The sequence below is a fragment of the Ramlibacter sp. AN1133 genome (genome assembly GCF_037890035.1).
Lineage (GTDB): Bacteria > Pseudomonadota > Gammaproteobacteria > Burkholderiales > Burkholderiaceae_C > Ramlibacter.
On record NZ_JBBKTQ010000031.1, the window covers coordinates 24567 to 48075 of the forward strand.

Below are 23509 nucleotides of genomic sequence, written 5' to 3' on the forward strand. Positions count from 1 at the left end.
CGGGGGTCTTGCGCGCGGTCATGCCTTGGCGGCCGCCAGCGGCAGCAGGTTCAGTCCGACCAGCACGCGTTCCTTGTTCGACAGGTCGCCGATGATCTTGCGGATCGGCGTCGGGAACTTGCGCACCAGCGTCGGCACCGCCAGGATCTGGTCGCCGGCCGCCAGCTTCGGGTTGACCAGCAGGTCGATGACTTCGATGCTGTAGCGGCCGGCCAGGTGGTGCTCGCAGATCAGCTTGAGGTTGGCCAGGGCGGCTTCGGACTTGGCCGTCCTGCCGGCGACGTACAGGCGCAGCTGCCATTCGGCCACGGCGGGCGTGGGCTTCTTGCGGGGCGCGGCGGCCGTGCTCATCGCTCGACCCTCGAGGCCTTGCGGCCGTTGCCGGCCGCGGCGCGCGCCGACCTTTCCCTGCCGCTGGCCGCGGCGATCTCGCGCGAGCGCGTTGCGAGCCCCTCCGCCTCGAACTTCTCGCGCTCGATCGCGAACTGCACCTCGCCGGCCCGTTCCTCCGCCTCGGCGTTCAAGGCCGCGATCTGCGCGTCGAGCGCCCGGCGCCGGTTCGCCAGGTCGCGCAGGCGCCGCTCGTGGTCGCTGCCGCGCAGCTGGCTCGCCGCGAGTTCCTGGGCCTCCTGCGCGATGCGTGCCGTGCCCGTCAGCACGCGGTCGCCCGAGAGGTACACGTCGATGAGGTCCACGCCGTGGTCGCTGAAGATGAACTCGCGCACCTGGTTGGAGTGGTACATGCCCCTCGACTTGAGCACCTGCAGCGTGCGCGTGCGTTCGCCGTTGTAGGCCAGGTTGGTGAGCAGCAGCCAGGTGTCCATGAGCGAGGAGACGCCGACTTCGGAAGCGGCGACCGTGGTCGCCGTATCGGCCGTCAGGCTGGTGAACATCGCCGTGACGCCCTGCTGCTTGAGGAAGTCGATCAGGCGCATCAGCGTGAGCTTGAGCCCCACGTCGTCGTGCTGGTTGCTCAGGTTGCTGATCGGATCGACGACCACCACCGAAGGCTTGAACTGGCGCACCAGCTCGTACATCAGCACCAGGTGCTGTTCCAGCCCGTGCAGCGTGGGCCGCGAGGCGTGGATCTGCAGCAGCCCCTTCCTCACCCACGGCGCGAGGTCGAGGCCGATGGAGCGCATGTTGCGCAGCAACTGGCTCTCGGATTCCTCGTACGCGAAGAGCAGGGCGCGCTCGCCGCGCGCGCATGCCGCGTCGACGAAGCTGGCGGCCACGCTGCTCTTGCCGGTGCCCGGCGCGCCGGACACCAGGACGCTGCTCCCCTTGAACAGGCCCTTGCCGCCGAACATCTCGTCCAGCCCGGGAATGCCGGTCGCCAGGCGCTTGTCCGTCACCTTGTGGTCCAGCCGCAGCGAGGTGATGGGGAGCACCGACACGCCGTTCGAGCCGATCAGGAACGGATATTCGTTCGTGCCGTGGGAGGACCCGCGGTACTTCACGATGCGCAGGCGCCGGGTGGACACCTGGTCGACGATGCGGTGGTCCAGCAGGATGACGCAGTCGGCCACGTACTCCTCGAGTCCGTAGCGCGTCAGGCTGCCTTCCCCGCGCTCGCCGGTGATCACGGCGGTCACGCCCTTGTCCTTGAGCCACTGGAACAGCCGGCGCAGTTCGGCGCGCAGGATCGCCTGGTTGGGCAGTCCGGCAAAGAGGGCCTCGACGGTGTCGAGCACCACGCGCTTGGCGCCCACGGAATCGATGGCGTAGGCCAGCCGGATGAAGAGCCCCTCGAGGTCGTACTCGCCCGTCTCCTGGATCTCGCTGCGCTCGACCCGCACGTAGTCGAGCACGACCTTGCGCTGGCGTTGCAGCTTTTCCAGGTCGAAGCCCAGCGAGCGCATGTTGTCCGCGAGCTCCTGCGAGCTCTCCTCGAACGTCATGATGACCCCCGGCTCGCCGAACTCCACGGCACCGCGCACGATGAACTCGGCCGCCAGCATCGTCTTGCCGCAGCCGGCTGCGCCGCAGACGAGGGTCGGCCGGCCCTGGGGCAGGCCCCCTTCCGTGATCTCGTCGAGCCCGTTGATGCCGGTGGGCGTCTTCTTCAGTTGCGGGGCGGCAGGAGGGTCTTTCTTTGCGCGTGTCTGGGCCATCTTGTGACTGGGCGGAGGCTCCGATTACTCTAACGTGCCGGGCATGGATGAGGACGGCGGGAGCCGTGCCGACGGGTCCGGCGCCGAATGCTTGCCCGCAAGGATTGCCGGTTCATCCGGGGCAGCGCGCCGGACAACGCCTCATCGTTGGCCCGGACGATTTCCCGGCTGAGGCGCCGGCAGGCGCCGGGTGGGGTGGCCTGGCGCCGCGGCGGCACCGGGATAACCCCTGTATTCCCGACTGCTCGAAAACCGATTGAATGGCGACTCCATCGTGTCCAGGAGTCCCGCCATGCCTGCAGACCACGGCCTTTCCCCCATCCCCGTCCGCCGCCGCGCCGGCCTCGCGCTGGGCGCCGCCTCGCTGGCCTTGCTGCTCGCCGCCCCGTCGGCCCAGGCGCAGGGCAAGCCGATCCGCATCGGCGTGCCGACGGCCATGCAGCTGCAGGTCGGCCGCGACACGCAGGACGCGGTGAAGATGGCGATCGACGACATCAACGGCAAGGGCGGGGTGCTCGGGCGCAAGCTGGAGATGGTGGTCGCCGACGAGACGGAGAACCCCGAGACGGGCATCAGCGCGATCAAGAAGCTCACCGCCGACGAGAAGGTCGACGTGCTGGTCGGCGGCTACACCAGCGGCGTGACGCTCGCGCAGCTGCCGCACATTTCCGCGGCCAAGACCATCTACCTCGGCGTGGGCGCGGCCTCGCCCTCGATCACGCAGAAGGTCAAGGCCGACTACGACAACTACAAGTACATCTTCCGCGTCGGGCCGATCAACGCGGCCAACCAGGCGCGCGAGCTCACCGGCTTCATCTCGAACTTCGTCAAGGGCGAGCTGGGCATCAGCAAGATCGCCATCGTGGGCGAGAACGCCAAGTGGGTGCAGGACCTGGTGCCGGTGCTCAAGAAGGGCGCCGTCGAGGCCGGAGCCGACATCCGCGCCACCGAGTTCTTCGACACCCAGACAGCCGATTTCTCGCCGCTGTTCTCGAAGGTGAAGGAATCCGGCGCCCAGTATCTGGTGGTGATCCTGTCGCACGCCTCCAGCGACACCTTCGCCAAGCAGTGGTACGACTCGCGCTTCCCCATGCCCTACGGCGGCATCGACGTCAAGAGCATGGACGGCGACTTCTGCGACCGCATCGGCGCCAAGTCGGTCGGCCAGATGGCCGCCAACTTCGCCGTGCGCGCCCCGCTCACGCCGCGCACCATCCCCTTCTTCGACGAGTTCCGCAAGGTGACCAACCGCTCGCCGGTCTACACCGCCTTCGGCGCCAACGACGCGGTCTACATCTACGCCGACGCCGTCAAGCGCGCCGGCTCGACCGATGCCGACAAGGTGATCAAGGAACTGGAGAAGACGAACCACATCGGCATCCCGGGCGTGATCCAGTTCGACGAGATGCACGACGTCAAGCCCGGCACGCCCACGTACAAGGGCCCGTCCTTCCTGCTGGCGCAGTGGCGCGACGGCTGCAAGCGCGAGGTGGTGTACCCGAAGACGCAGCGCACCGCGGACTTCAAGTACCCGAGCTGGATCCAGAAGTAGCAGCGCCCGGTGCTCGAGATCCTCATCGTCGGGGCGGTGAGCAGCGCGATCTACGCGATGCTCGCCGTCGGCTTCACGCTGATCTTCGGCGTGGCGCGGGTGCTCAATCTCGCGCACGGTTCGTTCTATGCGCTCGGTGCCTACGGCGCCTACTTCCTCACCTCGTCGCTCAAGTGGCCGCTGCTGCCCGCGGCGCTGGCCTCGATCGCCCTGGTGGCGCTGTTCGGCGTGGCGGTGGAGCGCGTGTTCGTGCGCCCCATGCGCAGCTCGCAGCTCGCGGTGCTGATGATCACGCTGGCCGTGGCGCTGGTGGTGGAGCAGGGCCTGTTCCTCACCTTCGGCTCCGAGTACCGCAACGTGCCGGCCTTCGTCGACGCCAAGTTCACGATCGGCGGCGTGGATGTCGGCGGCGCGCGGCTGCTGGCGCTGGGCGTGAGCGTGGTGCTGATCGGGTCGCTGTGGCTGTTCATCCAGCACACCCGGCTGGGCTCCGCGATCCTCGCCATCTCGCAGGATGCGCAGGCCGCGCAGTACGTGGGCATCCCGAGCGACCGCATCTTCTCGGTGGTGATGGGGATCTCGGCGGCGCTGGCGGCGGCGGCCGGCATCCTCGCCGGGCCCTTCCTGAGCGTGCAGCCCACGATGTGGCTGCTGCCGATCGTCAAGGCCTTCGCCATCGTGGTGGTGGGCGGCCTGGGCTCGATCCCGGGCAGCATCATCGCGGCGCTGATGCTCGGGTATGCGGAGACGATCGTGGCGTACGCGGCCTCCACCTCGTGGACCGAGATCGTGTCGGTGCTGGCCACGCTGCTGATGCTGGTGGTGCGGCCGGCGGGCATCTTCGGCCGCCGCGCGGCGTTCTGAGCGCACGACGATGCCGCGCCACCGCCTCGACCTTGCCGCCGCTGCCGTCGTCGTGGGGCTCATGGCGATCCTGCCGCTGGTGTTCCCCAGCAACTACCTGATCGGCGTGCTCACGGTCAGCGCCATCTACGGCATCTGGGCGGTGAGCTGGGACTTCATGTCCGGCCTCACGGGCCGCGAGAACTTCGGCCACAGCCTGTTCATCGGCGTCGGTGCCTACACGGCCGGCTTCCTCAACACCAGCTTCGGTGCCAACCCCTGGTGGAGCCTGCCGGCGGGGATGGTGATGGCGGTGCTGTTCGCGCTGCTGATCGGCCTGCCCACGCTGCGGCTGCGGGGCCCGTACTTCGCGCTGGCCATGCTCTCCGGCGCGGTGATCATGCAGCGGCTGATGCTGATCTTCTGGGAGCACACGGGGGGCGAGGAGGGCATCAACGGCCTGGCGCCCCTCATCCGGTCGCAGCTCGGGTTCTACTACTTTGTGCTGGGCACGCTGGTGGCGATCACGGCGGTGCTGCTGGTGCTGGCGCGTTCGCACTGGGGGCTGATCCTGCGCGCGATCCGCGGCGACGAGGCCACCTGCCAGGCCGCCGGCATCAACGTGACCTTCTACAAGATCGCCTCGCTGGTCATCAGCGCCGGCTTCGCCGGCGCCGGCGGTGCGATGTACGCGCACTACCAGTTGCAGGTCAGCCCGCAGCTGTTCGCCGTGGTCACCTCGATCACGATCATCACCATGGTCTACGTGGGCGGCATGGGGACGATCTACGGGCCGGTGGGCGGCGCCGTGCTGCTGGTGCTGCTGACGGAACTGCTGCGCCGCTTCGGCGAATGGCGGCTGATGGTCTACAGCTGCGCGCTGATCCTGATCCTGTTCTTCCTGCCCCACGGGCTGGTGGCGCCGGCGTGGAAGCGGCTGCGCGCGCTGCTGGCGCGGCGGCGCAAGGAGCCGCTGGTGCCGGTCACCGACGCCATGGAGCAGCAGGCATGACGGCGCTGCTTCAGGTGCAGGGCCTGAACAAGCATTTCGGCGGCCTGCACGCGCTGCGCGACTTCGCCTGCACCGTCGCGCGCGGCGAGATCGTCGGCATCCTGGGCCCCAACGGCGCCGGCAAGACGACGCTGTACAACCTGCTGACCGGCTTCATCCCGCCGGACGCCGGCGCGCGGATCGACTTCGACGGCCACAGCTTGCTGCGCCTGCCGCCGCACCGCATCGCCGCCCTGGGCATTTCGCGCACCTTCCAGCTGTGCCGGCCCTTCGCCGGCCTCACCGTGCTGGAGAACGTGGTGGTGGGCGCGCTGGGCTCGCAACGCGAACGCGGTGCCGACCTGCACGCGCGCGGCCGCGAACTGCTGGAGCGCGTCGGCCTGGCCGGGCGCGAACAGGTGCCGGTGGACGTGCTCTCCTATGGCGACCAGCGCCGGCTCGAGATCGCCCGCGCGCTCGCCGCGCGGCCGCGCCTGCTGCTGCTGGACGAACCCTTCGCCGGCCTGGGCAGCGGCGAGATGGCGGACCTCTCCACCCTGATCCGGCAGGTGCACGCGCAGGAGGGCCTGACGGTGGTGCTGATCGAGCACAAGCTGCGCGAGTTCATGAGCCTGGTGCAGCGTGTGATCGCGCTCGACTTCGGCGCCATCATCGCCGAGGGCACGCCCGAGGAGATCGTGCGCGATCCCGCGGTGATCGAGGCCTACATCGGCCGCGATGCGCCGGTGATGGAGCCGGCCCATGCTGCTTGAGGTGCGCAAGCTGTCGGTGGCGTACGGCAAGGCAGTGGCGCTGGAGAACGTGTCGCTGGATGTCGCGCCGGGCGAGTTCGTCGCGGTGCTGGGGCCCAACGGGGCGGGCAAGAGCACGCTGCTCAAGGCGATTTCGCGCGCGCAGCCTTCGTCGGGCACCCTGAGCTTCCGCGGCGAATCGCTGCAGGCGCTGCCGGCGCATGCGGTGGTGGGCAAGGGCATCTGCCATTGCCCCGAGGGACGGCGGCTGTTCCCGGAGCTCACGGTGCTGAAGAACCTGATGCTCGGGGCGTACCTGCGCAAGGACCGCGCGGAGGTGGAAAAGGACCTGGAGCAGGTCTATCGCCTCTTTCCCGTGCTCGAGGAGCGCGCCGCGCAGGTGGTCAGCACGCTGTCCGGCGGCCAGCAGCAGATGGTGGCGATCGGCCGCGCCCTGATGGGACGGCCCGCGCTGCTGCTGCTGGACGAACCGTCGGTGGGCATCGCGCACCGCCTGAAGGTGGAGATCTTCGACGCGATCAAGCGCATCCAGGCGGGCGGCACCGCGATCCTGATGGCGGAACAGGATGCGCAGTCGGCGCTGCGCGTGGCCGACCGCGTCTACGTGCTGGAGCACGGCCACGTGGGGCGCAGCGGCAGCAGCGCGGAACTGGGATCGGACGACTACATCCGGCAGGCCTATCTGGGCGTGAACTAGCCCAGGCCCACCAGCTGCTTCCAGCGCCGGCCCGGCACGATCAGGCGCGAGCCGAAGTCCGCGGCGCGCAGCAGCTGTCCCAGCAGCGCCTGCGTGCGCCGCGACTGCGGCGATTCGTCGAACAGCCAGAAGGCGAACACCGCCAGGAAGATGGTCGTGAGCACCGTTTCCGCCACCTCGCGCCGCCAGCCCACGTGGGGCAGCAGCGCCACCTCGCGGATCCACTGCACCGTGTCGCTCGTGCGCATGACGCCGCGCGCCTGCAGGTGCACGTGCTCCGGCTGCAGCCGGTAGCCCAGCATCTCGCGCGTGAGCCGCCGGTGCGGCGCCAGCGTGTCCAGCCACTCGGTATAGGCGAACTGCAGGCGCTGGCGCTGCGGCACCTGCTGCCAGCCGGGCGTCTGCGCCAGCCGCAGCAGGGCGGCATCGGCGACGTCGAACCAGGCCTCGGTGAGCGAGTCCTTGTTGGGGAAATGGCGCTGGATGTCCGCCAGCCCGACGCCCATCTCGCGGGCGACGTCGAACAGGTGGATGGCATCCCAGCTGCTGCGTTCGGCCAGCTGCAGCGCCACCTCGAGGATGGCGCTCCTGGCGACTTGCGCTTCCGACTGCATGGCGGCACCTCCGCGCGGGAATGCTGCCACAGGACGCGCTGTAGCGCGCGCGAAGTCAGGGTCCGCGCTAGGCGGCCAGGGCGAGTTCGGCGACGGGCGCCGCCCCCGGCGACAATTCCCCGCCCAGCGCTTCCAGCAGGTCCGGGATCAGCGCCGACAGCTCGCCGGTCAGGATCGCCGCATTGGTGTCGAAGCCCTCATCGTCCTTGCCCCTGGCGTCCTCGGCTTCCTTGACCACGACGTCCAGCAGCTTGAGCTTGCGCACCTGTCCGGCGTCGCTGAGCACGAAGGAGACCCGGTCGTTCCAGGTCATGGCCAGCTGGGTGGGCACCTTGCCGGCGGCGATGTGCTCGGCCACCTCGTCGATCTCCAGCGTGTGGCGCGAATAGCGCACGGCGGACTTCTGTTCGTCCGGCGCCTTCAGCTCGCAGTCGCGGTCGACGGTGAAGCGCCAGGGCGCCTCGCGCGTGGTCAGCCAGTGCGACATGGACGCGGCGGGCGACGTCTGCGTCTGCACTAGCTGCAGGTCCAGCGCGGGCCCGGCGCCCGGCACTTCCAGCAGCGCAGCGAGCAGGGAGGACACGATGCGGTCGGCGCCCGACAGGCTGCCGGCGTCGACCACCAGCAGTTTCTCGCGCGGGTCGAGCCAGAGCAGGGTGGTGCTGCGCTTGCTGAACGCGCGCGGCAGCAGGTCCAGCAGGACCTCCTCCTTGAACTCCTTCTTCAGCTTCGACGGCACGCGTTCGTTGCCCGTCTCCAGCTTGTAGCGCTCGATCTTTTCCTCCACCGCGGCTTTCACGGCCGAGGCGGGCACCGCGCGCTTCTCGGTGCACTGCTTGAGGATCAGGTGGCCGCCGATCATTTCGGCCATCACCTTGCTCTTGTTGCCGCGCGGCGGCACCCACCCGGTGGATTCGGGCTGGGTCGGACCGCAGGGGACGAAACGGGCCTTGTGCAGCGCGCGCTCGAGCGCGGCGAGGTCGGGCAGGACGAAATCCTCCGCGACGCGGAAGAAACAGGCGTTCTTGAACATCAGGACGGTGCGGCGGGCAAAGCGCCGGATTGTAGGCCGGGGGGCACCCCGCCAGCACGCAAACTCCGGCGCTGCGGCGCCCGCACCACTCGCGCGTGCAATGTCCCCGCCCGCGAACGTTTGCATGCCAACCGCTAGACTCCCTCCAGTGCAGAAGAAGTACCAAGAGGGGACGCCCGTCCGGCCCGACGGCCTGCCCGTGCCCGAGCGCTACTGGGCGATGGCGGCCATCCTCCTGGGCATCGCGCTGTCGGTGCTCGATGCCACCCTGGTGAACCTGGCGCTGCCGGACATCACCCGGCATTTCGGCGCCTCGCCGGCGGCCGCCGTCTGGGTGGTCAACGCCTACCAGCTCGCCACCCTGGGCCTGCTGCTGCCCTGCGCCAAGCTCGGCGAGCGCGTGGGCTACCGCCGCGTCTACCTGGTGGGGCTGGCGGTCTTCACGGCGGCTTCCGTCGGCTGCGTGCTGGCGCCCTCGCTGCCGCTGCTGGCCGGTGCGCGGGCGGTGCAGGGCCTGGGCGCCGCGGGCATGATGGCCGTGAACGCCGCGCTGGTGCGACTGACCTATCCCAGCGCGGTGCTCGGGCGCGCGCTGGCGCTCAATTCGGTGGTGGTGGCCACGTCGTCGGTGGCCGGCCCGAGCATTGCGGCCCTGGTGCTCTCGGTGGCGTCATGGCCTTGGCTGTTCGTGATCCAGGTGCCCCTGGGCTGCGTGCTGCTGTGGATCGGCCGCCGCGCCCTGCCGCACAACCCGCCGCGGGCGGGCGGCCAGCCGCTGCGCGCGAGCGAGGTCGCGCTCAACATCGCGATGTTCTCGCTCGTCTTCCTGGGCGCCGATGCCCTGGGCGCGCGGCGCGGCGGCGTGCCGGACGCCGGCATGCTCGCGCTGGGCCTGGGCCTGCTGGCGCTCGGGGCCGGCGTGGCCTGGGTCTACGTGCGCGGCCAGCTGCGCCAGCCGGCGCCGCTCTTTCCGGTGGACCTGCTGCGCATCCCCGTCTTCGCGCTGTCCATGTGCACCTCGGTCACCGCCTTCGCCGCGCAGACCCTCGCCTTCATCGCCTTGCCCTTCCTGCTGCTGCAGGGACAGGGCCGCAGCCACCTGGCGGCGGGCCTGATGATCACGGCGTGGCCGCTTGCGGTGGTGGTGATGGCGCCCATCGCGGGCCGGCTGGTCGGCCGCCATCCGGCCGGCGTGCTGGGCGGGATCGGGCTGGCGGTGCTGTCGTCCGGATTGCTGTGGCTCGCGCTGCTGCCCGCGCACCCCGCCGACTGGCAGATGGCGGTGCCGCTGATGCTGTGCGGCGCCGGGTTCGGGCTGTTCCAGTCGCCCAACAACCACACCATCGTGACCACCGCGCCGCTGGCGCGGGCCGGCGCCGCCAGCGGCATGCTGGGGACGGCGCGGCTCACGGGCCAGTCCTTCGGGGCGGTGATGCTGGGGCTGATCTTCAGCGTGGCGGGCGTGCAGGGCGGCGGGCCGGGGATCGCGCTGGGGCTGGCCTCCGCGCTGGCGGCGGCGTCGGCGGCGTTCAGCCTGTTGCGCTTGCGGACTTCGTAGGCTGGTGGTGACGCGCGAAGCGCAGGAACCCCAGCGCTTCGCGCAACGCTGGGGTTCGCGCGCTTCGCGCGGCTCACCACCAGCCTACGAACCTGCCCCGGCGCCCACCCTCACCGCCGCTGGTACTGCGTCGCCCCGAACAGGATCTCCCGCGCCTTCGGATCGTCCGTGATCGGCTTGCGCAGGTCCGCCAGCACCTTCACCCCGCGCTGCACCGCCGGCCGCTGCGCGATCGTCTCGAACCAGCGCTGCAGGTGCGGATAGTCGCCCAGCTCCACGCCCTGGTTCTGCCAACTGCGCAGCCACGGGAAGGTGGCGATGTCGGCGATGGAGTACTCGGCGCCTCCCAGCCACTCGCTGGCCGCCAGCCGCCTGTCGATCACGCCGTACAGGCGCTTGGCCTCGTTGGTGTAGCGGTCGATGGCGTAGGGGATCTTCTCGGGCGCGTAGAGGCGGAAGTGGTGGCACTGCCCGAGCATCGGCCCCACGCCGCCCATCTGGAACATCAGCCACTGCAGCACTTCGTATTTCGCCCGGTCGCCCGCAGGCAGGAAGCGGCCGGTCTTGGCCGCCAGGTACACCAGGATGGCCCCCGACTCGAACAGCGAGATCGGCTCGCCGTCGGGCCCGTCGGGGTCCACGATCGCGGGGATCTTGTTGTTCGGGCTGATCGCGAGGAAGCCCGGCTCGAACTGCTGGCCGGCGCCGATGTTGACGGGGATGGCCTCGTACGGCAGGCCGCACTCCTCCAGCATGATGTGGACCTTGTGCCCGTTCGGCGTCGGCCAGGAATGAACGGCAATCTTGGACACGCGGAAACCTCCTGTTTCAATTTATGATGGGACAACTTTAGGGCATACGCAGCGCATGTTCGATCGCATCCGGAAAGTCTTCCAGCGCGAACCGAAGGAGCGCGACGGCGGACCTGCGTCCTCGCTCTCTCCGCAGGGGCCCGTCTCGGAATGGGCCGCCTCGCGCGGCATGAGCTTCTCGATGGGCCCGCTGGGCCACACCGCCTCCATGCACGGCAAGGTCGGCGGCCATGTGTGGCGGATGGAACTGGGCAAGCCCACGCGCGACTACATCGGCGGCGAGGAGCTGCGCGCCCGCGCCGAACTGGGTGTGTTCGACGACGTCGGCGCGATGATCATCAACCGCCCGCTCAAGGACGTGCTGGAGCGCCGCGCCTACAGCATGATCACCGACACGCTGCAGACCACCGCCGACCCCCGCCTGCCGGAGGAGATGCGCTGGCTGGCGATGTACGACGAGATCGGCTGGGAAGGCGTGCCGGAAGCGTTCTGGGCCAGCTACTCCGTGCTGGCGGACAAGCGCGAGAACGCCCTGGCCTGGGTGGACGACGCGCTGGTCGACCTGATCCTCGGCTGGCCGGCCCCCGCGCCGGGCGCGCAGGTGCCGTTCATGATCGTGCTGCTGCGCGGCAAGTGCTACCTGCGCATGCAGTACCAGCCGGCGGTCACCAGCACGCTCGACCACGCCAGCGCGGTGTTCACCGCGGCGTGCAAGAGCGCGCTGGGTGCTTTCGGGACCGGGAAGTAACGCTTCAGGACCCCCGCGTCACCGGCGCCGGCGCGTCCTTGCCGGCGGTGCCGTACTTGCCCAGTTCCCACTTGGCGATCGCGTTGCGGTGCACTTCGTCCGGGCCGTCGGCGAAGCGCAGCGTGCGCGCATGCGCATACGCCTGCGCCAGCGGGAAGGCGCCCGAGACGCCGCCGCCGCCATGGGCCTGGATCGCCCAGTCGATCACCTGGCAGGCCATGTTGGGCGCCACCACCTTGATCATCGCGATCTCGGTGCGGGCGACCTTGTTGCCGGCCTTGTCCATCATCCACGCCGCCTTCAGCGTGAGCAGGCGCGCCATGTCGATCCGGCAGCGGGCCTCGGCGATGCGCTCCTGCGTCACCGTCTGCTGCGCCACCGCCTTGCCGAAGGCGACGCGCTCCAGCGAACGGCGGCACATCAGCTCCAGCGCGCGCTCGGCCAGGCCGATCAGGCGCATGCAGTGGTGGATCCGCCCGGGGCCCAGGCGCCCCTGCGCGATCTCGAAGCCGCGGCCCTCGCCCAGCAGGATGTTGTCCGCCGGCACCTTGACGTTCTCGAACACCATCTCGGCGTGGCCGTGCGGCGCGTCGTCGTAGCCGAACACGTCCAGCGGACGGATGATCCTGATGCCGGGCGCATCCGCCGGGATCACGATCATGCTTTGCTGCGAGTGGCGCGGCGCGTCCGGGTCCGTCTTGCCCATCGTGATGTAGATCTTGCAGCGCGGGTCGGGCGCGCCGGAGATCCACCACTTGTGGCCGTTGACGATGTAGTGGTCGCCCTGGCGCTCGATGCGGGTCTGGATGTTGGTCGCATCCGAGGACGCCACTTCCGGCTCGGTCATGGCGAAGGCGGAGCGGATCTCGCCTTCGAGCAGCGGCTTGAGCCACTTCGCCTTGATCTCCGCGGAGCCATAACGGGCCAGCGTCTCCATGTTGCCGGTGTCGGGCGCGGAGCAGTTGAACACCTCGGACGACCAGGGCACCGCGCCCATGATCTCGGCCAGCGGCGCGTATTCCAGGTTGGTCAGGCCGGCGCCGTCGTAGCCGGAGTGCTGCGCGCTGTCGACCGGCAGGAACAGGTTCCACAGGCCCGCGGCGCGCGCCTTGGGCTTGAGCGCCTCGATGATCGGGATCGGCGTCCAGCGCTTGCCGGCATCGGTGTTGGCCTGCAGCTCCTTCTTGTACGTGCGCTCGTTCGGGTAGATGTGCTCGTCCATGAACTTCTGCAGGCGCGCCTGGAGTTCTCGGGTCTTGGCGGAGTATTCGAAGTCCATGGGTTGATCTCCTCTGGTAGGTGGATGGGTCGCGTTCAGGCGCGCTGGGCGAAGCTCCAGGCCAGTTCCGCCATCGGCCGCGCGGACTTGCCGGAGGCCACGGCCTGCTGGCTGGAGGCGGTGCCCGCCTCCACGCGCTTGGCGATGCCCTGCAGGATGGCGGCGATGCGGAACATGTTGTAGGCCATGTAGAAGTTCCAGTCCGCCTTCAGGTCGGCGACCGTGGACGCTCCGGTGCGGTCGCAGTAGCGGCGGATGTAGTCGTCTTCGCTCGGGATGCCCAGCGCCGCGTGATCGAGCCCGCCGATGCCGCGGAAGGAGCCGTGCGGGATGTGCCACGCCATGCAGTGGTAGCTGAAGTCCGCCAGCGGGTGGCCCAGCGTGGAGAGCTCCCAGTCGAGCACGGCGACGATGCGCGGCTCGCTCTCGTGGAACATCAGGTTGTCCAGCCGGTAGTCGCCGTGCACGATGGAGACCTTGGTCTCGTCGCGCGCCGCCGGCGGGATGTGCGCCGGCAGCCATTCGAGCAGCCGCTCCATCTCGGGGATCGGCTGGCTCATGGGGCCCGCGCCGTCGGTGGAGGCCTTGTACTGCTTGCTCCAGCGGCCGATCTGCCGCTCGAAGTAGTTGCCCGGCTTGCCGTAGTTGGCCAGGCCGCGCTCGGCGAACTTCACGGTGTGCAGCGCCGCGATCACGCGGTTCATCTCGTCGTAGATCTCGCTGCGCTGCGGCGGCGTCATCCCGGGCAGGGCCTGGTCCCACAGCACGCGGCCCTGCATGCACTCCATGATGTAGAAGGCGCGGCCGATGACCGACTCGTCCTCGCACAGCACGTACATGTGGGGCACCGGCACGCCGGTCCCCTCCAGGCCGCGCATCACGGCGAACTCGCGTTCCACCGCATGGGCGGAAGGCAGCAGCCTGGCCACCGGACCGGGCTTCGAGCGCATCACGTAGCTGCGCGCAGGCGTCACCAGCTTGTACGTCGGGTTGGACTGGCCGCCCTTGAACATCTCCACCGACAGCGGGCCGCGGAAGCCCTCGAGGTTCTGCTCCAGCCACGCGGTGAGCGCCGCCACGTCGAACGCGTGGCGCTCGGAGACGGGCCGGGTGCCGACGAAATGATCGTAGTTCTGCTCGGTCATCTCTTATTTTTCGTTGTCCGTCTCGACGATGCGCATGAGGCTTTCGCGGTTGCGCACCACCAGCCCGCCCGGCTCGATGCGGATCACGTCCTCGCGCTCCATCTGCTTGAGTTCCTGGTTGACGCGCTGGCGCGAGGCGCCCAGCAGCTGCGCGAGCTCCTCCTGCGCCAGCTGCAGGCCGATGCGAACCTCGCTGCCGTCGCCCAGCGAGGGCACGCCGTAGCTGCGCACCAGGTGCACCAGTTGCTTGGCGAGGCGGGCGCGCAGCGGCAGCGTGTTGAGGTCCTCCACCAGGCCGAACAGCTGGCGGATGCGCCGCGCGTGCAGCTTGAGCAGGGCCTCGTACAGCTCCACGTGCTGCGACAGGATCTTCTGCAGGTCCGCGCGCGAGACGAGCAGCATCGTCGTGTCGCCGTGCGCATAGGCGTCGTGGGTGCGGCGCTCGCCGTCGAAGATGGCGACGTCACCGAACCAGATCCCCGGTTCCACGTAGGTCAGGGTGACCTGCTTGCCCGTGATGGAGGTCGAGCTCACGCGCACCGCGCCGCGCGCCACTGCGCTCCAGAACTCGGCCGGGTCGCCGCGGGCGCAGATCAGGTCGCCGTCCTTGTAGCGTTTGACGAAGGCGCATCGGAGGATGTCGTGCCGCAGCGAAGGGGAGAGGGTGGAGAACCAGCGGCCATTGTTGATGGCCGCGCGTTCCTCGATGGTAAGAATGGGGTCGTCCATGGTCTGTCTTGTGAGCGACTGCCGGCCCTCCTGCGTGGCGTTCGGGCTCGCGCTCATTCGTACTCCGGCTTCTGTTTGGCCAGGAAGGCGCGGATGCCGACCCCCCCGTTGGCATGGTGCAGGTTGCGCACGAAATGTTCGCGCTCCGCGGCGAGGTGGCGGTTCAGGGGCGCGGCCGGCGCGTCGTTGACCAGCTCCTTGATGCTGGCGATGACATTGGGCGCCCGCTCGTTGAGGCGCTCGGCCAGCGCCAGGGCGTCCGCCAGCGCCGCACCGGGCACCGCGATGCGGTTGACCACGCCGAGCTGCTGCAGGCGCTGCGGCCCGATGCGCTCGCCGCACATCAGCAACTCGTTCACCGCCTGGCGCGGCAGCATCTGCGCGAGGCTCCAGGAGCCCCCGCCGTCGGGCGACAGCGCGACGCTGCTGTAGGCCATCACGAACACCGCGTCGTCGGCGGCCACGATGAAGTCGCAGGCCAGCGCGAGCGAAAAGCCGGCGCCGGCGGCCGCGCCCTCCACCGCCGCGATCACCGGCTTGGGAAAGGTGCGGATCGCCTCGATCCAGCCGTGCAGGCCGTCGATGGACTGCGCCTGCGCCTCGCGCGGCTGGTCGCGGTTGGCGAGCAGGCGCTGCAGGTTGCCGCCGGCGCAGAAGGTGCTGCCGGTGCCCGTGAGGACGACGCTGCGCACGTCGGGATTGCTGTCCGCCGCGTTGAGCGCCTCGACGCCGGCGGCGTAGATCTCCGGCCCGAGCGCGTTGCGCGCGTCCGGGTTGCTGATGGTCAGGACCATGGTGCGGCCCTGGCTGGCGCTTTTCAGTTCCGCCGGCATCACAGGCCTCCGCCGAGCCGCCTCAAGGAGGCCTGGGCCCCCTCGGGGGGCAGCGACCACACGAAGTGGGGAGCGTGGGGGCTCACGGTTCTAGGCCTCTTCCTGCAGCAGGGACAGCCCGATCGCGCCGCGGCGGCGCAGCCAGGGGCTGGGGCGGTAGCGCGGATCGCCGTACACCGTCTGCAGGTTGAACAGCACTTCCAGGATGTTGGTCGGTCCCCAGCGGTTGCCCATGGCCAGCGGGCCGAGCGGATAGCCCAGGCCCAGCGTCACCGCCGTTTCCAGGTCGGCCGGCGAGCACACGCGCTGCTGGCACATGTCGGCGGCGATGTTCACGATGGTCGCGACCACGCGCTGCGTGACGAAGCCGCCGGAGTCGCGGATCACGCTGACCGGCTTGCCGTCGCGCGCGAACAGGGCATGGGCGGCATCGCGCATGTCGGCGCGCGTCGCGGGGTTGGTGGCGAGCACGCGGCGCTTCGTCGCGGCGTCCTCGATCAGGAAGTCGATGCCCACGGTGCGGGCGGGATCGAGCCGCTCCACCACGGCCACGGTGGTCACGTCGAAGCCCAGCGGCGCCACGATCGTGAGCGCCTGCGCCGAGGGCGACGCCCCGGTCTCCACCTTCGCGCCCAGGTCCTTCACCAGCTGCAGGAGCTCCGAGCGGCGCGCGGCCCGCGAGGAGACCCATACCGGCGGCATCTCCTGCACCACGGGCGCGGGCGCTTCCGCCGGTACCTGCTGCTTGCCCTCGACATAGCGGTAGAAGCCCTCGGACGTCTTGCGTCCCAGCACGCCGCCGGCCACGCGCTGCGCCGCGAGCGGGCTCGGGCGGTAGCGCGGCTCGTCGTAGTACTGGTGGTAGATCGACTCCATCACCGGATGCGAGACGTCCAGCCCCGTGAGGTCCATCAGCTCGAAGGGCCCGAGCTTGAAGCCGACCTGGTCGCGCAGGATGCGGTCGATGGTGGCGAAGTCGGCCACGCCTTCGCCCACGATGCGCAGCGCCTCGGTGCCGTAGCCGCGGCCGGCGTGGTTGACGATGAAGCCGGGCGTGTCCTGCGCCTGCACGGGCGTGTGGCCCATCTGCTTCGCATAGGCGGTGAGCCCCTCGCACACGGCGGGATCGGTCTTCAGGCCGGCGATCACCTCCACCACCTTCATCAGCGGCACCGGGTTGAAGAAGTGGTAGCCGGCGACGCGCTGCGGCCGTTGCAGGCCGTTGGCGATCGCGGTGACGGACAGCGAGGAGGTGTTGGTGGCCAGCACGGCGTCGGGCCCCACGATGCCTTCGAGCTGCGCGAACAGCGCCTTCTTCACGTCGAGCCGCTCGACGATCGCCTCCACCACCAGCTCGCAGTCGGCGAGTTCCTGCAGGCTGCCCGCGGCCTTCAGCCGCTGCCTGGCACCCTGCACGGCATCGGCGTCCATGCGGCCCTTTTCCTGCAGGCGATCCCACTGCGCCCCCAGTTCCTGCAGCGCGCGCTGCACGGCCTCGGGCTGGGTGTCGTAGAGCCGCACGGTGCTGCCGGCCTGGGCCGCGATCTGTGCGATCCCGCGACCCATCGCCCCGGCGCCGGCGATGCCGATGGTGTTGTAACGAGTCTCCATGCGGGCATTATCGGCGGGCGCGCCGGGCCTCCCGGACGCAACTTTCTTGGGACGCGGTTCCGGCTTGCCTAGAATGGTCGCCTTGATGTTTCACAAAGTTACCTGCCGTGCCGTGGCCCTTGCCGCGTGCGGGTGGCTGGTCGCGTTCGATGCCAGCGCCCTCGCCGTCGGCCGCGCCCGCGGCGCCGTCCTCGTGGGGAGGCCCCTCGAACTGACCATCCCCGTGACGCTGGATGGCAAGGGCGAGGACTCGCCCTGCGCGAGCGCCGAAGTCTTCTACGGCGAGGAACGGGTGCGCAGCGATCCGACGGTGCGCTGGGAGCCGGGGACCGGCGGGCAGGGCGTGCTGCGCGTGAGCTCGCCGCTGCCGGTCGACGAGCCCATGGTGACCGTCTACCTGCGCGTCGGCTGCGGCCAGAGCACGACGCGGCGCATCGTGATGCTGTCCGAGTTGCCACCGGACAACGAACCCGGCACCCTGCCGCGCATGGCGAACGTGCCGGCGCAGCCGTCGTTTCCGACGCCCACGCCTGTGCGCCCCGCACCGGCCCCGGCGCCCGCCGCGGCCGCCGCGGCGAACCCGGGCGCGGGCCCGGGCACGGGCGGTGCGCGTGCCACCGGACCGCGCCGCCGCGATGCGGGTGCGGCGGATGCGGCCGTGGCCGCCCTGCGCACCGAGCGCGCCCTGCCGGCGGCGCCCGCGGGCCGACCGGCCGCGCCGGCGCCGGCGACGCGCGCCCGCAAGCCCGAGGCTGTCCAGCCCCGGCCCCGCCTGAAGCTCGAACCGCTGGAGCTCGGCCCCGAGCGCGATCCGGTGCTGCGCCTGTCCTCCGAGCTGCGCACCGAAGTCTCCACCGATCCGCAGCGCCGCGCCGCCGCCGCCGCCTTGTGGAAGGCGCTGCAGAAGGGGCCGGACGAGGCGCTGCAGGACGCCCTGCGGCTGCAGTCGGTCGAACGGGAATTGCGGTCCCTGCGCGACATCACGCAGCAGAACGCCGCCACGGTGGCGCGCATGCGCGAGGAGGTCGAGCGCGCCCGCGGCCAGCGCGGCATCGCCGGCGGCATGGTCGCGGCGCTGTCGCTCGTCCTGCTGGCGCTGCTCGCGTGGGTCGGCTGGCGCTGGTGGGGCGACCAGCGCCTCAAGCGCGTCGGCCGCTGGTTCGAGGAGCATGGCGAGGCCGCGAGGGCCACCAGCTCGCGCCATCCGGCGCACGGCCTGCAGACGCAGCCGGCACCGATCCTGCGGGAAGGCCCGCCGGCACCGGTCCTGCGGGAAGCTTCCCCGGCGCCGGCGAGGCGGGATGCGCCTTTCGGCGCTGCAACGGCCGCCGCCGCTGCGGCGGGCCTTGCCGCCGGCGCGGCCGCGGCGAGGTCCGCACCGGCCGCACCGGCCGCGCCTGCCGCCAGCGCCCCGCGCGAGGAATTCCTTGCCAGCCGCGGCGGCATCACGCGCATGGTGGGCGTGCAGGAACTGATCGACGTCCACGACAAGGCCGATTTCTTCCTCTCCATCGGCGAGTACGACCAGGCGATCGCGTTGCTCGAGGCGCATGTGCACGACGACGTGGAAACCAGCGCGCTGGCATGGATGGACCTGCTGGAGCTGTACCACTCGCTGGGCCGGCGCGCCGAGTACGAGCGCCTGCGCAACGAGTTCCGCCAGCGGTTCACGGCCAGCGTCCCCGAATTCGACCATTTCGACCAGCCGAGTGCATCGCTGGAGAACTACGGGCGCGCACTCAGCCGCATCGTCGCCCTGTGGCCCTCGCCGCGCGTGCTGGACGTGATCGAGGAATCGATCTTCCGCAAGCCGGGCCTGCCGGGCGCGGAGCCCTTCAGCCTTGAGGCGTACCGCGAACTGGTGCTGCTGTACCACGTGGCCAGGGAAATGGCGGAGGAGGGCAAGGGCGCCGCCGCGACGCCGACCTTCCACGACACGGCGGTGCATCCGCTGAACCTGGCCGAGCGCGCCGAGCCCCACGCCGAGCGGGAGCTGCTGATGGTGCCGCCGCCCTCGGTGCGGCTCGGGGTCGACATCGACCTGGGCGACCTGCCCGAGGGCAAGCCGGGCGGCCGGGAACTGCCGGCGCTGGACTTCGACCTCGACGAGCCGACCACCTTGCCGCCCTTCGACTCCTCGCGCAAGGGGCCTTGAGGGCTTCGTCGCCCGGGCTAGCGCCGGGCCGAGGCGAAGCGGCTGGCCAGCGCACTGGCCGCCATCGCCGCCACGAGGCCGGCCACGCCGGCCCAGTGCAGCGAATCCATCCCGCCGCCGGCGATCAGCCAGCCGCCGGTGGCCGCGCCGACCGCCTGGCCGGCGTACATCGCCGAGGAATTCAGCGCCACGGTCGCCGAGGCCAGCGCCGGCGCGATGCCTACCAGCCGCGCCTGCTGCGCCGAGTTGGTGGAAAAGCAGCCCAGTGCCCACGGGATGGTCACGAGGACCGCCAGCGGCAGCGACACGCCCAGGGGGAAGATCAACAGGCTGCCGGCCATGAGCGCCAGGCCGATCATCACCGCGCGGCCGGCGCCGACGCGGTCGATGTGGCGTGTCATCAGCATGTTGCCGGCCAGGCCGAAGGCGCCGAAGCACATGAAGTAGAAGCTCAGCGCGCCGGGCGCCAGGCCGAGCTTCTGGCGGAAGTACGGCGCCATGTACGAGAACAGCACGAACTGGCCGGCGGCGGAGAGCACGGTGACGCCCACGGCTACCATCAGCGCGCGCGAACCCAGCGTTTCCCGCCAGGCGGCGAGCGACAACGCCGGCGGCCTGATGCCGAAGGGCAGGGCGCGCCACACCCACGCTGCGCTCAGCATGCTGAACGCGGCGACCATGACCATCGCGCTGCGCCAGCCGAGCGTGCCGCCCACCAGCGCGCCCAGGGGCATGCCGATCACGGAGGCGAGCGACCAGCCGAGGAAGATGAAGGTGATGGCGCGCCCGCGCTGCGCCAGCGGCACCAGCAAGCCCAGCGAGGCTGCGGCCTGCGGCGTGAAGATCGCGGGCGGCAGCAGCGCCAGCACGCGCAACGCGAGCAGCCAGGCGAAGGACGGCGCGAAGGCGCAGGCCAGGTGCAGTGCCGCGTACCAGAGCATGGAGATCGACAGCAGCAGCCGGCGGTCCCAGCCGGCCACGAGGGAAGCGAGCAGCGGCGCGCCGACGCACATCAGCACCGCCCCGGCCGAAATCAGCTGGCCCGCGGTGGACACGGAAACCGCCAGGTCGCGGCTGATCTCGTTGAGCGTGCCCGGCACCACCATCACGCCGGTGCCGATCACGAAGTTGCCGAACAGCAGCGGCCAGAGGACGGAGGGCAGCGGCTCGCGGGCCGGCAAGGACGAAGCGAGCTCGGTGGCCATAGGGGACGCTGCCGCGCCGGGGCTTCAGCGGCGGACCTGGAGGGCGCCGGGATTGACGATGTTGGTGGGCGTGCCCTTGATGAAATTCACCACGTTGTCGAAGGCGGCGCCGAAATACAGCTCGTAGCTTTCCTGCTCGACGTAGCCGATGTGCGGCGTGCAGATGCAGTTTTCCAGTCGCAGCAGCGCGTGGCCCTGCAGGATCGGCTCGCTTTCGAACACGTCGATGGCGGCCATGCCGGGGCGGCCGCGGTTGAGCGCGGCGATCAGCGCCTCGGGCTCGATCAGCTCTGCCCGCGAGGTGTTGACCAGCAGCGAGGTGGGCTTCATGCGATTGAGGTCTTCCAGGCGCACGATGCCGAGCGTCTCGTCGTTCAGGCGCAGCTGCAGGGTGAGCACGTCGCTGTCGGTGAACAGGGCCTCGCGGCTCGGCGCGGCCATCAGGCCGTCGCCCTCCGCCCGGGCGCGGGATTCGGGGCTGCCCCAGACCTGCACGCGCATGCCGAAGGCCTTGCCGTAGCCGGCCACCAGCTGGCCGATCTTGCCGTAGCCCCAGATGCCCAGCGTCTTGCCGCGCAGGACCTGGCCCACGCCGAAATTGGGCGGCATGGAGGACGACTTCATGCCGGACTGCTGCCAGGCGCCGTGCTTGAGGTTGGCGATGTACTGGGGCAGGCGGCGCATCGCCGCCATGATCAGCGCCCAGGTGAGTTCGGCCGGCGCCACCGGCGAGCCCACGCCCTCGGCCACGGCGATGCCGCGCTCGGTGCAGGCTTCGACATCGATGTGGGCGCCGACGCGGCCGGTCTGGGAGATGAGCTTCAGGCGCGGCAGCTTCTCCACCAGTTGCCGCGTGATGTGGGTGCGTTCACGGATCAGGACGATCACGTCGGCGTCGCGCAGGCGCACGGAGAGCTGGCCGATCCCCTTGACGGTATTGGTGAAGACCTTGGCGGGGTAGGCTTCCAGCTTGGTGGCGCACTGCAGCTTGCGCACGGCGTCCTGGTAGTCGTCGAGGATCACGATGTTCATTCCCTCGATTGTGCCTTGCGGCCCGGTCTGGCCATGGCTGCGCTGCGCGCGTGCGTTGCAGCCCGCGCGGGCCAGCCAGAAAGGGCCGGCGCCGGGGGTTTCCCGCACGCTCCTAAGATGGCGGCTTTCAGCGAAGAGGAAATTTCCCATGACGATGTCGATGTACGCGGCGAGCATCCCGGTGTTCCAGCACATGCTGCGCAACCTGGCCCACATCCTGGACAAGGGCGAGGCGAGCGCACAGGCGCGCGGCTTCGACCCTTCGGCGCTGACCACCTACCGGCTCGCGCCGGACATGCTGCCGTTCACGCGGCAGGTGCTGATCGCCTGCGACGCCGCCAAGCTGTGCGCGGCGCGCATCTCCGGCGTGGAGGCCCCGAAGTTCGAGGACACCGAGTCCACCTTCGCGGACCTGAAGGCGCGGGTGCGCAAGACGCTGGACTACCTGCAGGCGGTGCCGGCCAGCGCCATGGACGGCAACGAGGACAAGCAGATCACCTTCCCGGTGGGGCGCGACAAGACGCGCACCATGACCGCGCAGGCCTACCTCACCACCTGGGCGCTGCCCAACTTCTTCTTCCATGTGACGACCACCTACGCGATCCTGCGGCACAACGGCGTGGACCTGGGCAAGGCGGACTACCTGGCCGGCGCGGCCGGGCGCTGACCCGGCAGGCCTGGCGCGTTCAGCAGCCCTGGGCCTCCAGCGCGGCCAGGCGATCGAGTTCGGCGCAGACGTCCGCCAGCCGGCCGGAGATCACCATGCGGCCGGCCGTGCTGCGCGGCGCGCTGGGCTCCAGCACGCGGACGACGCGCAGCGGCTTGAGTTCATGCGCCCGGGCCGGCCGGGCGGGCAGCGCGCGCGCCGGCGCGGCGGGCGAGGCATCGGTGGGCGGCACGAGGGCCGCGAGCAGGCCGCGGAACGCGGCGGCCAGGCGGGACAGCGAAAGGAATGCGTTTGCCATGTGACAGCTCCTGGGGAGACACAGGCAGGATTGGAAGAAAGGCTGCTGCCGCAGGGTGATGGCGAACGCCTCGCCATACGCCTGCCACCTGCGGCGGCCGCCGTGGCCTACATGAGCATCGTGTTGCGGATCAGGCCGACGGCGATGCCTTCGATCTCGAAGGGTTCGCCGGGCTCCACCACGATGGTCGGGTAATCCGGGTTCTCGGCATGCAGCTCGATCAGGTGCTTGTTGCGGCGGAAGCGCTTGACCGTGACGTCTTCGCCCAGGCGCGCCACCACGATCTGGCCGTTCTTGGCTTCGCGGGTGGCCTGCACGGCGAGCAGGTCGCCATCCATGATGCCGGCGTCGCGCATGGACATGCCGCGGACCTTGAGCAGGTAGTCCGGGCGGCGCTGGAACAGGCCGCTTTCCACGTAGTACGTCTTGTCCACGTGTTCCTGCGCGAGGATGGGCGAGCCGGCCGCCACCCGGCCCACCAGGGGCAGCGCGAGCTGCAGCAGGGTGGGCAGGGGCAGGTCGAACTGCTTGACCCGCGCCTCCTGGATGGCGCGCAGCGTCTCGCCGCGCAGGCGGATGCCGCGCGAGGTGCCGCTCACGAGCTCGATCACGCCCTTGCGCGCGAGGGCCTGGAGGTGTTCCTCCGCGGCGTTGGCGGACTTGAAGCCGAGTTCCCCGGCGATTTCCGCGCGGGTGGGCGGGGCGCCGGTGCGCTCGATGGCGCTCTGGATCAGGTCCAGAATCTGCTGCTGGCGCGGCGTGAGCTTGGGTGGCTCCATCGACGACTCCTGGTCCGTTGCGGTCATGCGGGCGTTGGTTG

23 protein-coding genes are annotated in these 23509 nt (G+C 70.3%); 9 read left to right on the top strand and 14 right to left on the bottom strand.

Annotated elements, in window-relative coordinates; genetic code table 11:
* Positions 1 to 18 precede the first annotated feature (18 nt).
* Together WG923_RS26935 and kaiC are read right to left on the bottom strand one after the other, a co-directional pair.
* A complete protein-coding gene (locus tag WG923_RS26935) occupies positions 19 to 351 on the bottom strand; it encodes a circadian clock KaiB family protein (protein WP_340354112.1) in 333 nt (110 codons plus the stop codon).
* Complete coding sequence (gene kaiC / locus WG923_RS26940; protein ID WP_340354113.1) at positions 348 to 2114, bottom strand: circadian clock protein KaiC; 1767 nt, start codon at positions 2112 to 2114, stop codon at positions 348 to 350. The genes WG923_RS26935 and kaiC overlap by 4 nt, the downstream gene beginning before the upstream one ends.
* Before the next feature lie 292 nt (positions 2115 to 2406).
* Here kaiC and WG923_RS26945 point away from each other — a divergent pair, with 292 nt between their 5' ends.
* The 5 genes from WG923_RS26945 to WG923_RS26965 are packed head-to-tail and all read left to right on the top strand — an operon-like array spanning position 2407 to position 6970.
* The gene (locus WG923_RS26945) at positions 2407 to 3666 is read left to right on the top strand and encodes an ABC transporter substrate-binding protein (protein ID WP_340354114.1); all 1260 of its coding nucleotides are present in this window, start codon (positions 2407 to 2409) and stop codon (positions 3664 to 3666) included.
* A 9-nt stretch (positions 3667 to 3675) separates the two neighbouring features.
* Entirely contained in the window at positions 3676 to 4530 is an 855-nt protein-coding gene (locus WG923_RS26950) for a branched-chain amino acid ABC transporter permease (protein WP_340354115.1), read from the top strand.
* 10 nt (positions 4531 to 4540) lie between these two features.
* Complete coding sequence (locus WG923_RS26955; RefSeq protein WP_340354116.1) at positions 4541 to 5521, top strand: branched-chain amino acid ABC transporter permease; 981 nt, start codon at positions 4541 to 4543, stop codon at positions 5519 to 5521.
* Entirely contained in the window at positions 5518 to 6273 is a 756-nt protein-coding gene (locus tag WG923_RS26960; protein WP_340354117.1) for an ABC transporter ATP-binding protein, read from the top strand. The genes WG923_RS26955 and WG923_RS26960 overlap by 4 nt, the downstream gene beginning before the upstream one ends.
* A complete protein-coding gene (locus WG923_RS26965; protein WP_445322983.1) occupies positions 6263 to 6970 on the top strand; it encodes an ABC transporter ATP-binding protein in 708 nt (235 codons plus the stop codon). The genes WG923_RS26960 and WG923_RS26965 overlap by 11 nt, the downstream gene beginning before the upstream one ends.
* Here WG923_RS26965 and WG923_RS26970 read toward each other — a convergent pair.
* Both WG923_RS26970 and WG923_RS26975 read right to left on the bottom strand, forming a co-directional pair.
* Positions 6967 to 7584: a TetR/AcrR family transcriptional regulator gene (locus WG923_RS26970; RefSeq protein ID WP_340354118.1), complete on the bottom strand. Its 618-nt coding sequence runs from the start codon at positions 7582 to 7584 to the stop codon at positions 6967 to 6969. The two genes, WG923_RS26965 and WG923_RS26970, sit on opposite strands and share 4 nt — an antisense overlap.
* A 67-nt stretch (positions 7585 to 7651) precedes the next feature.
* Positions 7652 to 8617: a recombination-associated protein RdgC gene (locus WG923_RS26975; RefSeq protein WP_340354119.1), complete on the bottom strand. Its 966-nt coding sequence runs from the start codon at positions 8615 to 8617 to the stop codon at positions 7652 to 7654.
* Between the two features lie 124 nt (positions 8618 to 8741).
* On the opposite strand from WG923_RS26975, the gene WG923_RS26980 reads away from it, so the two are divergent.
* The gene (locus WG923_RS26980) at positions 8742 to 10175 is read left to right on the top strand and encodes an MFS transporter (RefSeq protein ID WP_445322984.1); all 1434 of its coding nucleotides are present in this window, start codon (positions 8742 to 8744) and stop codon (positions 10173 to 10175) included.
* A 110-nt stretch (positions 10176 to 10285) separates the two neighbouring features.
* Here WG923_RS26980 and WG923_RS26985 read toward each other — a convergent pair whose 3' ends face one another.
* Complete coding sequence (locus WG923_RS26985; RefSeq protein WP_340354120.1) at positions 10286 to 10987, bottom strand: glutathione binding-like protein; 702 nt, start codon at positions 10985 to 10987, stop codon at positions 10286 to 10288.
* A gap of 55 nt (positions 10988 to 11042) precedes the next feature.
* On the opposite strand from WG923_RS26985, the gene WG923_RS26990 reads away from it, so the two are divergent.
* Complete coding sequence (locus WG923_RS26990) at positions 11043 to 11735, top strand: hypothetical protein (RefSeq protein WP_340354121.1); 693 nt, start codon at positions 11043 to 11045, stop codon at positions 11733 to 11735.
* Positions 11736 to 11739: 4 nt separating this feature from the next.
* Here the strand turns inward: WG923_RS26990 and WG923_RS26995 are convergent, their stop codons facing one another.
* The 5 genes from WG923_RS26995 to WG923_RS27015 form a co-directional block, all read right to left on the bottom strand.
* A complete protein-coding gene (locus WG923_RS26995) occupies positions 11740 to 13014 on the bottom strand; it encodes an acyl-CoA dehydrogenase family protein (protein ID WP_340354122.1) in 1275 nt (424 codons plus the stop codon).
* A 35-nt stretch (positions 13015 to 13049) separates the two neighbouring features.
* The gene (locus WG923_RS27000) at positions 13050 to 14159 is read right to left on the bottom strand and encodes a phosphotransferase (protein ID WP_340354123.1); all 1110 of its coding nucleotides are present in this window, start codon (positions 14157 to 14159) and stop codon (positions 13050 to 13052) included.
* A gap of 3 nt (positions 14160 to 14162) precedes the next feature.
* The gene (locus WG923_RS27005; protein WP_340354124.1) at positions 14163 to 14888 is read right to left on the bottom strand and encodes a Crp/Fnr family transcriptional regulator; all 726 of its coding nucleotides are present in this window, start codon (positions 14886 to 14888) and stop codon (positions 14163 to 14165) included.
* Between the two features lie 53 nt (positions 14889 to 14941).
* Positions 14942 to 15721 (bottom strand): oxepin-CoA hydrolase, alternative type, encoded by a 780-nt coding sequence (locus tag WG923_RS27010; RefSeq protein ID WP_340354125.1) that lies wholly within the window; start codon positions 15719 to 15721, stop codon positions 14942 to 14944.
* A 90-nt stretch (positions 15722 to 15811) separates the two neighbouring features.
* A complete protein-coding gene (locus WG923_RS27015) occupies positions 15812 to 17332 on the bottom strand; it encodes a 3-hydroxyacyl-CoA dehydrogenase (protein WP_340354126.1) in 1521 nt (506 codons plus the stop codon).
* Positions 17333 to 17417: 85 nt separating this feature from the next.
* Here WG923_RS27015 and WG923_RS27020 point away from each other — a divergent pair, with 85 nt between their 5' ends.
* Complete coding sequence (locus WG923_RS27020; RefSeq protein WP_340354127.1) at positions 17418 to 19487, top strand: type IV pilus assembly protein FimV; 2070 nt, start codon at positions 17418 to 17420, stop codon at positions 19485 to 19487.
* Positions 19488 to 19504: 17 nt separating this feature from the next.
* Here WG923_RS27020 and WG923_RS27025 read toward each other — a convergent pair whose 3' ends face one another.
* Positions 19505 to 20692 (bottom strand): MFS transporter, encoded by a 1188-nt coding sequence (locus tag WG923_RS27025; RefSeq protein WP_340354128.1) that lies wholly within the window; start codon positions 20690 to 20692, stop codon positions 19505 to 19507.
* Between the two features lie 24 nt (positions 20693 to 20716).
* Positions 20717 to 21724, bottom strand: a complete 1008-nt coding sequence (locus WG923_RS27030; protein WP_340354129.1) for a D-2-hydroxyacid dehydrogenase family protein — start codon at positions 21722 to 21724, stop codon at positions 20717 to 20719.
* Positions 21725 to 21872: 148 nt separating this feature from the next.
* Between WG923_RS27030 and WG923_RS27035 the strand changes: the two genes are divergently transcribed.
* Complete coding sequence (locus tag WG923_RS27035; protein ID WP_340354130.1) at positions 21873 to 22391, top strand: DUF1993 domain-containing protein; 519 nt, start codon at positions 21873 to 21875, stop codon at positions 22389 to 22391.
* 19 nt (positions 22392 to 22410) lie between these two features.
* On the opposite strand, the gene WG923_RS27040 is transcribed toward WG923_RS27035, so the two are convergent.
* Together WG923_RS27040 and lexA are read right to left on the bottom strand one after the other, a co-directional pair.
* Complete coding sequence (locus WG923_RS27040; protein ID WP_340354131.1) at positions 22411 to 22689, bottom strand: hypothetical protein; 279 nt, start codon at positions 22687 to 22689, stop codon at positions 22411 to 22413.
* A gap of 107 nt (positions 22690 to 22796) precedes the next feature.
* Positions 22797 to 23495: a transcriptional repressor LexA gene (gene lexA, locus WG923_RS27045; RefSeq protein ID WP_340354132.1), complete on the bottom strand. Its 699-nt coding sequence runs from the start codon at positions 23493 to 23495 to the stop codon at positions 22797 to 22799.
* Between the last annotated feature and the right edge of the window lie 14 nt (positions 23496 to 23509).

What these genes read in the sequence shown, in the direction of transcription:
- WG923_RS26945 (WP_340354114.1), top strand. Translation starts at nt 2,407, where the DNA reads ATGCCTGCAGACCACGGCCTTTCCCCCATCCCCGTCCGCCGCCGCGCC.
- WG923_RS27015 (WP_340354126.1), bottom strand. Translation starts at nt 17,332, where the DNA reads ATGGAGACTCGTTACAACACCATCGGCATCGCCGGCGCCGGGGCGATG.
- WG923_RS27020 (WP_340354127.1), top strand. Translation starts at nt 17,418, where the DNA reads ATGTTTCACAAAGTTACCTGCCGTGCCGTGGCCCTTGCCGCGTGCGGG.
- WG923_RS27010 (WP_340354125.1), bottom strand. Translation starts at nt 15,721, where the DNA reads ATGCCGGCGGAACTGAAAAGCGCCAGCCAGGGCCGCACCATGGTCCTG.
- WG923_RS26935 (WP_340354112.1), bottom strand. Translation starts at nt 351, where the DNA reads ATGAGCACGGCCGCCGCGCCCCGCAAGAAGCCCACGCCCGCCGTGGCC.
- WG923_RS27025 (WP_340354128.1), bottom strand. Translation starts at nt 20,692, where the DNA reads ATGGCCACCGAGCTCGCTTCGTCCTTGCCGGCCCGCGAGCCGCTGCCC.
- WG923_RS27035 (WP_340354130.1), top strand. Translation starts at nt 21,873, where the DNA reads ATGACGATGTCGATGTACGCGGCGAGCATCCCGGTGTTCCAGCACATG.
- WG923_RS26965 (WP_445322983.1), top strand. Translation starts at nt 6,263, where the DNA reads ATGCTGCTTGAGGTGCGCAAGCTGTCGGTGGCGTACGGCAAGGCAGTG.
- lexA (WP_340354132.1), bottom strand. Translation starts at nt 23,495, where the DNA reads ATGACCGCAACGGACCAGGAGTCGTCGATGGAGCCACCCAAGCTCACG.
- WG923_RS26990 (WP_340354121.1), top strand. Translation starts at nt 11,043, where the DNA reads ATGTTCGATCGCATCCGGAAAGTCTTCCAGCGCGAACCGAAGGAGCGC.
- WG923_RS27005 (WP_340354124.1), bottom strand. Translation starts at nt 14,888, where the DNA reads ATGGACGACCCCATTCTTACCATCGAGGAACGCGCGGCCATCAACAAT.
- WG923_RS27000 (WP_340354123.1), bottom strand. Translation starts at nt 14,159, where the DNA reads ATGACCGAGCAGAACTACGATCATTTCGTCGGCACCCGGCCCGTCTCC.
- WG923_RS26975 (WP_340354119.1), bottom strand. Translation starts at nt 8,617, where the DNA reads ATGTTCAAGAACGCCTGTTTCTTCCGCGTCGCGGAGGATTTCGTCCTG.
- WG923_RS26970 (WP_340354118.1), bottom strand. Translation starts at nt 7,584, where the DNA reads ATGCAGTCGGAAGCGCAAGTCGCCAGGAGCGCCATCCTCGAGGTGGCG.
- WG923_RS26960 (WP_340354117.1), top strand. Translation starts at nt 5,518, where the DNA reads ATGACGGCGCTGCTTCAGGTGCAGGGCCTGAACAAGCATTTCGGCGGC.
- WG923_RS27040 (WP_340354131.1), bottom strand. Translation starts at nt 22,689, where the DNA reads ATGGCAAACGCATTCCTTTCGCTGTCCCGCCTGGCCGCCGCGTTCCGC.
- WG923_RS26995 (WP_340354122.1), bottom strand. Translation starts at nt 13,014, where the DNA reads ATGGACTTCGAATACTCCGCCAAGACCCGAGAACTCCAGGCGCGCCTG.
- WG923_RS27030 (WP_340354129.1), bottom strand. Translation starts at nt 21,724, where the DNA reads ATGAACATCGTGATCCTCGACGACTACCAGGACGCCGTGCGCAAGCTG.
- WG923_RS26955 (WP_340354116.1), top strand. Translation starts at nt 4,541, where the DNA reads ATGCCGCGCCACCGCCTCGACCTTGCCGCCGCTGCCGTCGTCGTGGGG.
- WG923_RS26980 (WP_445322984.1), top strand. Translation starts at nt 8,742, where the DNA reads ATGCCAACCGCTAGACTCCCTCCAGTGCAGAAGAAGTACCAAGAGGGG.
- kaiC (WP_340354113.1), bottom strand. Translation starts at nt 2,114, where the DNA reads ATGGCCCAGACACGCGCAAAGAAAGACCCTCCTGCCGCCCCGCAACTG.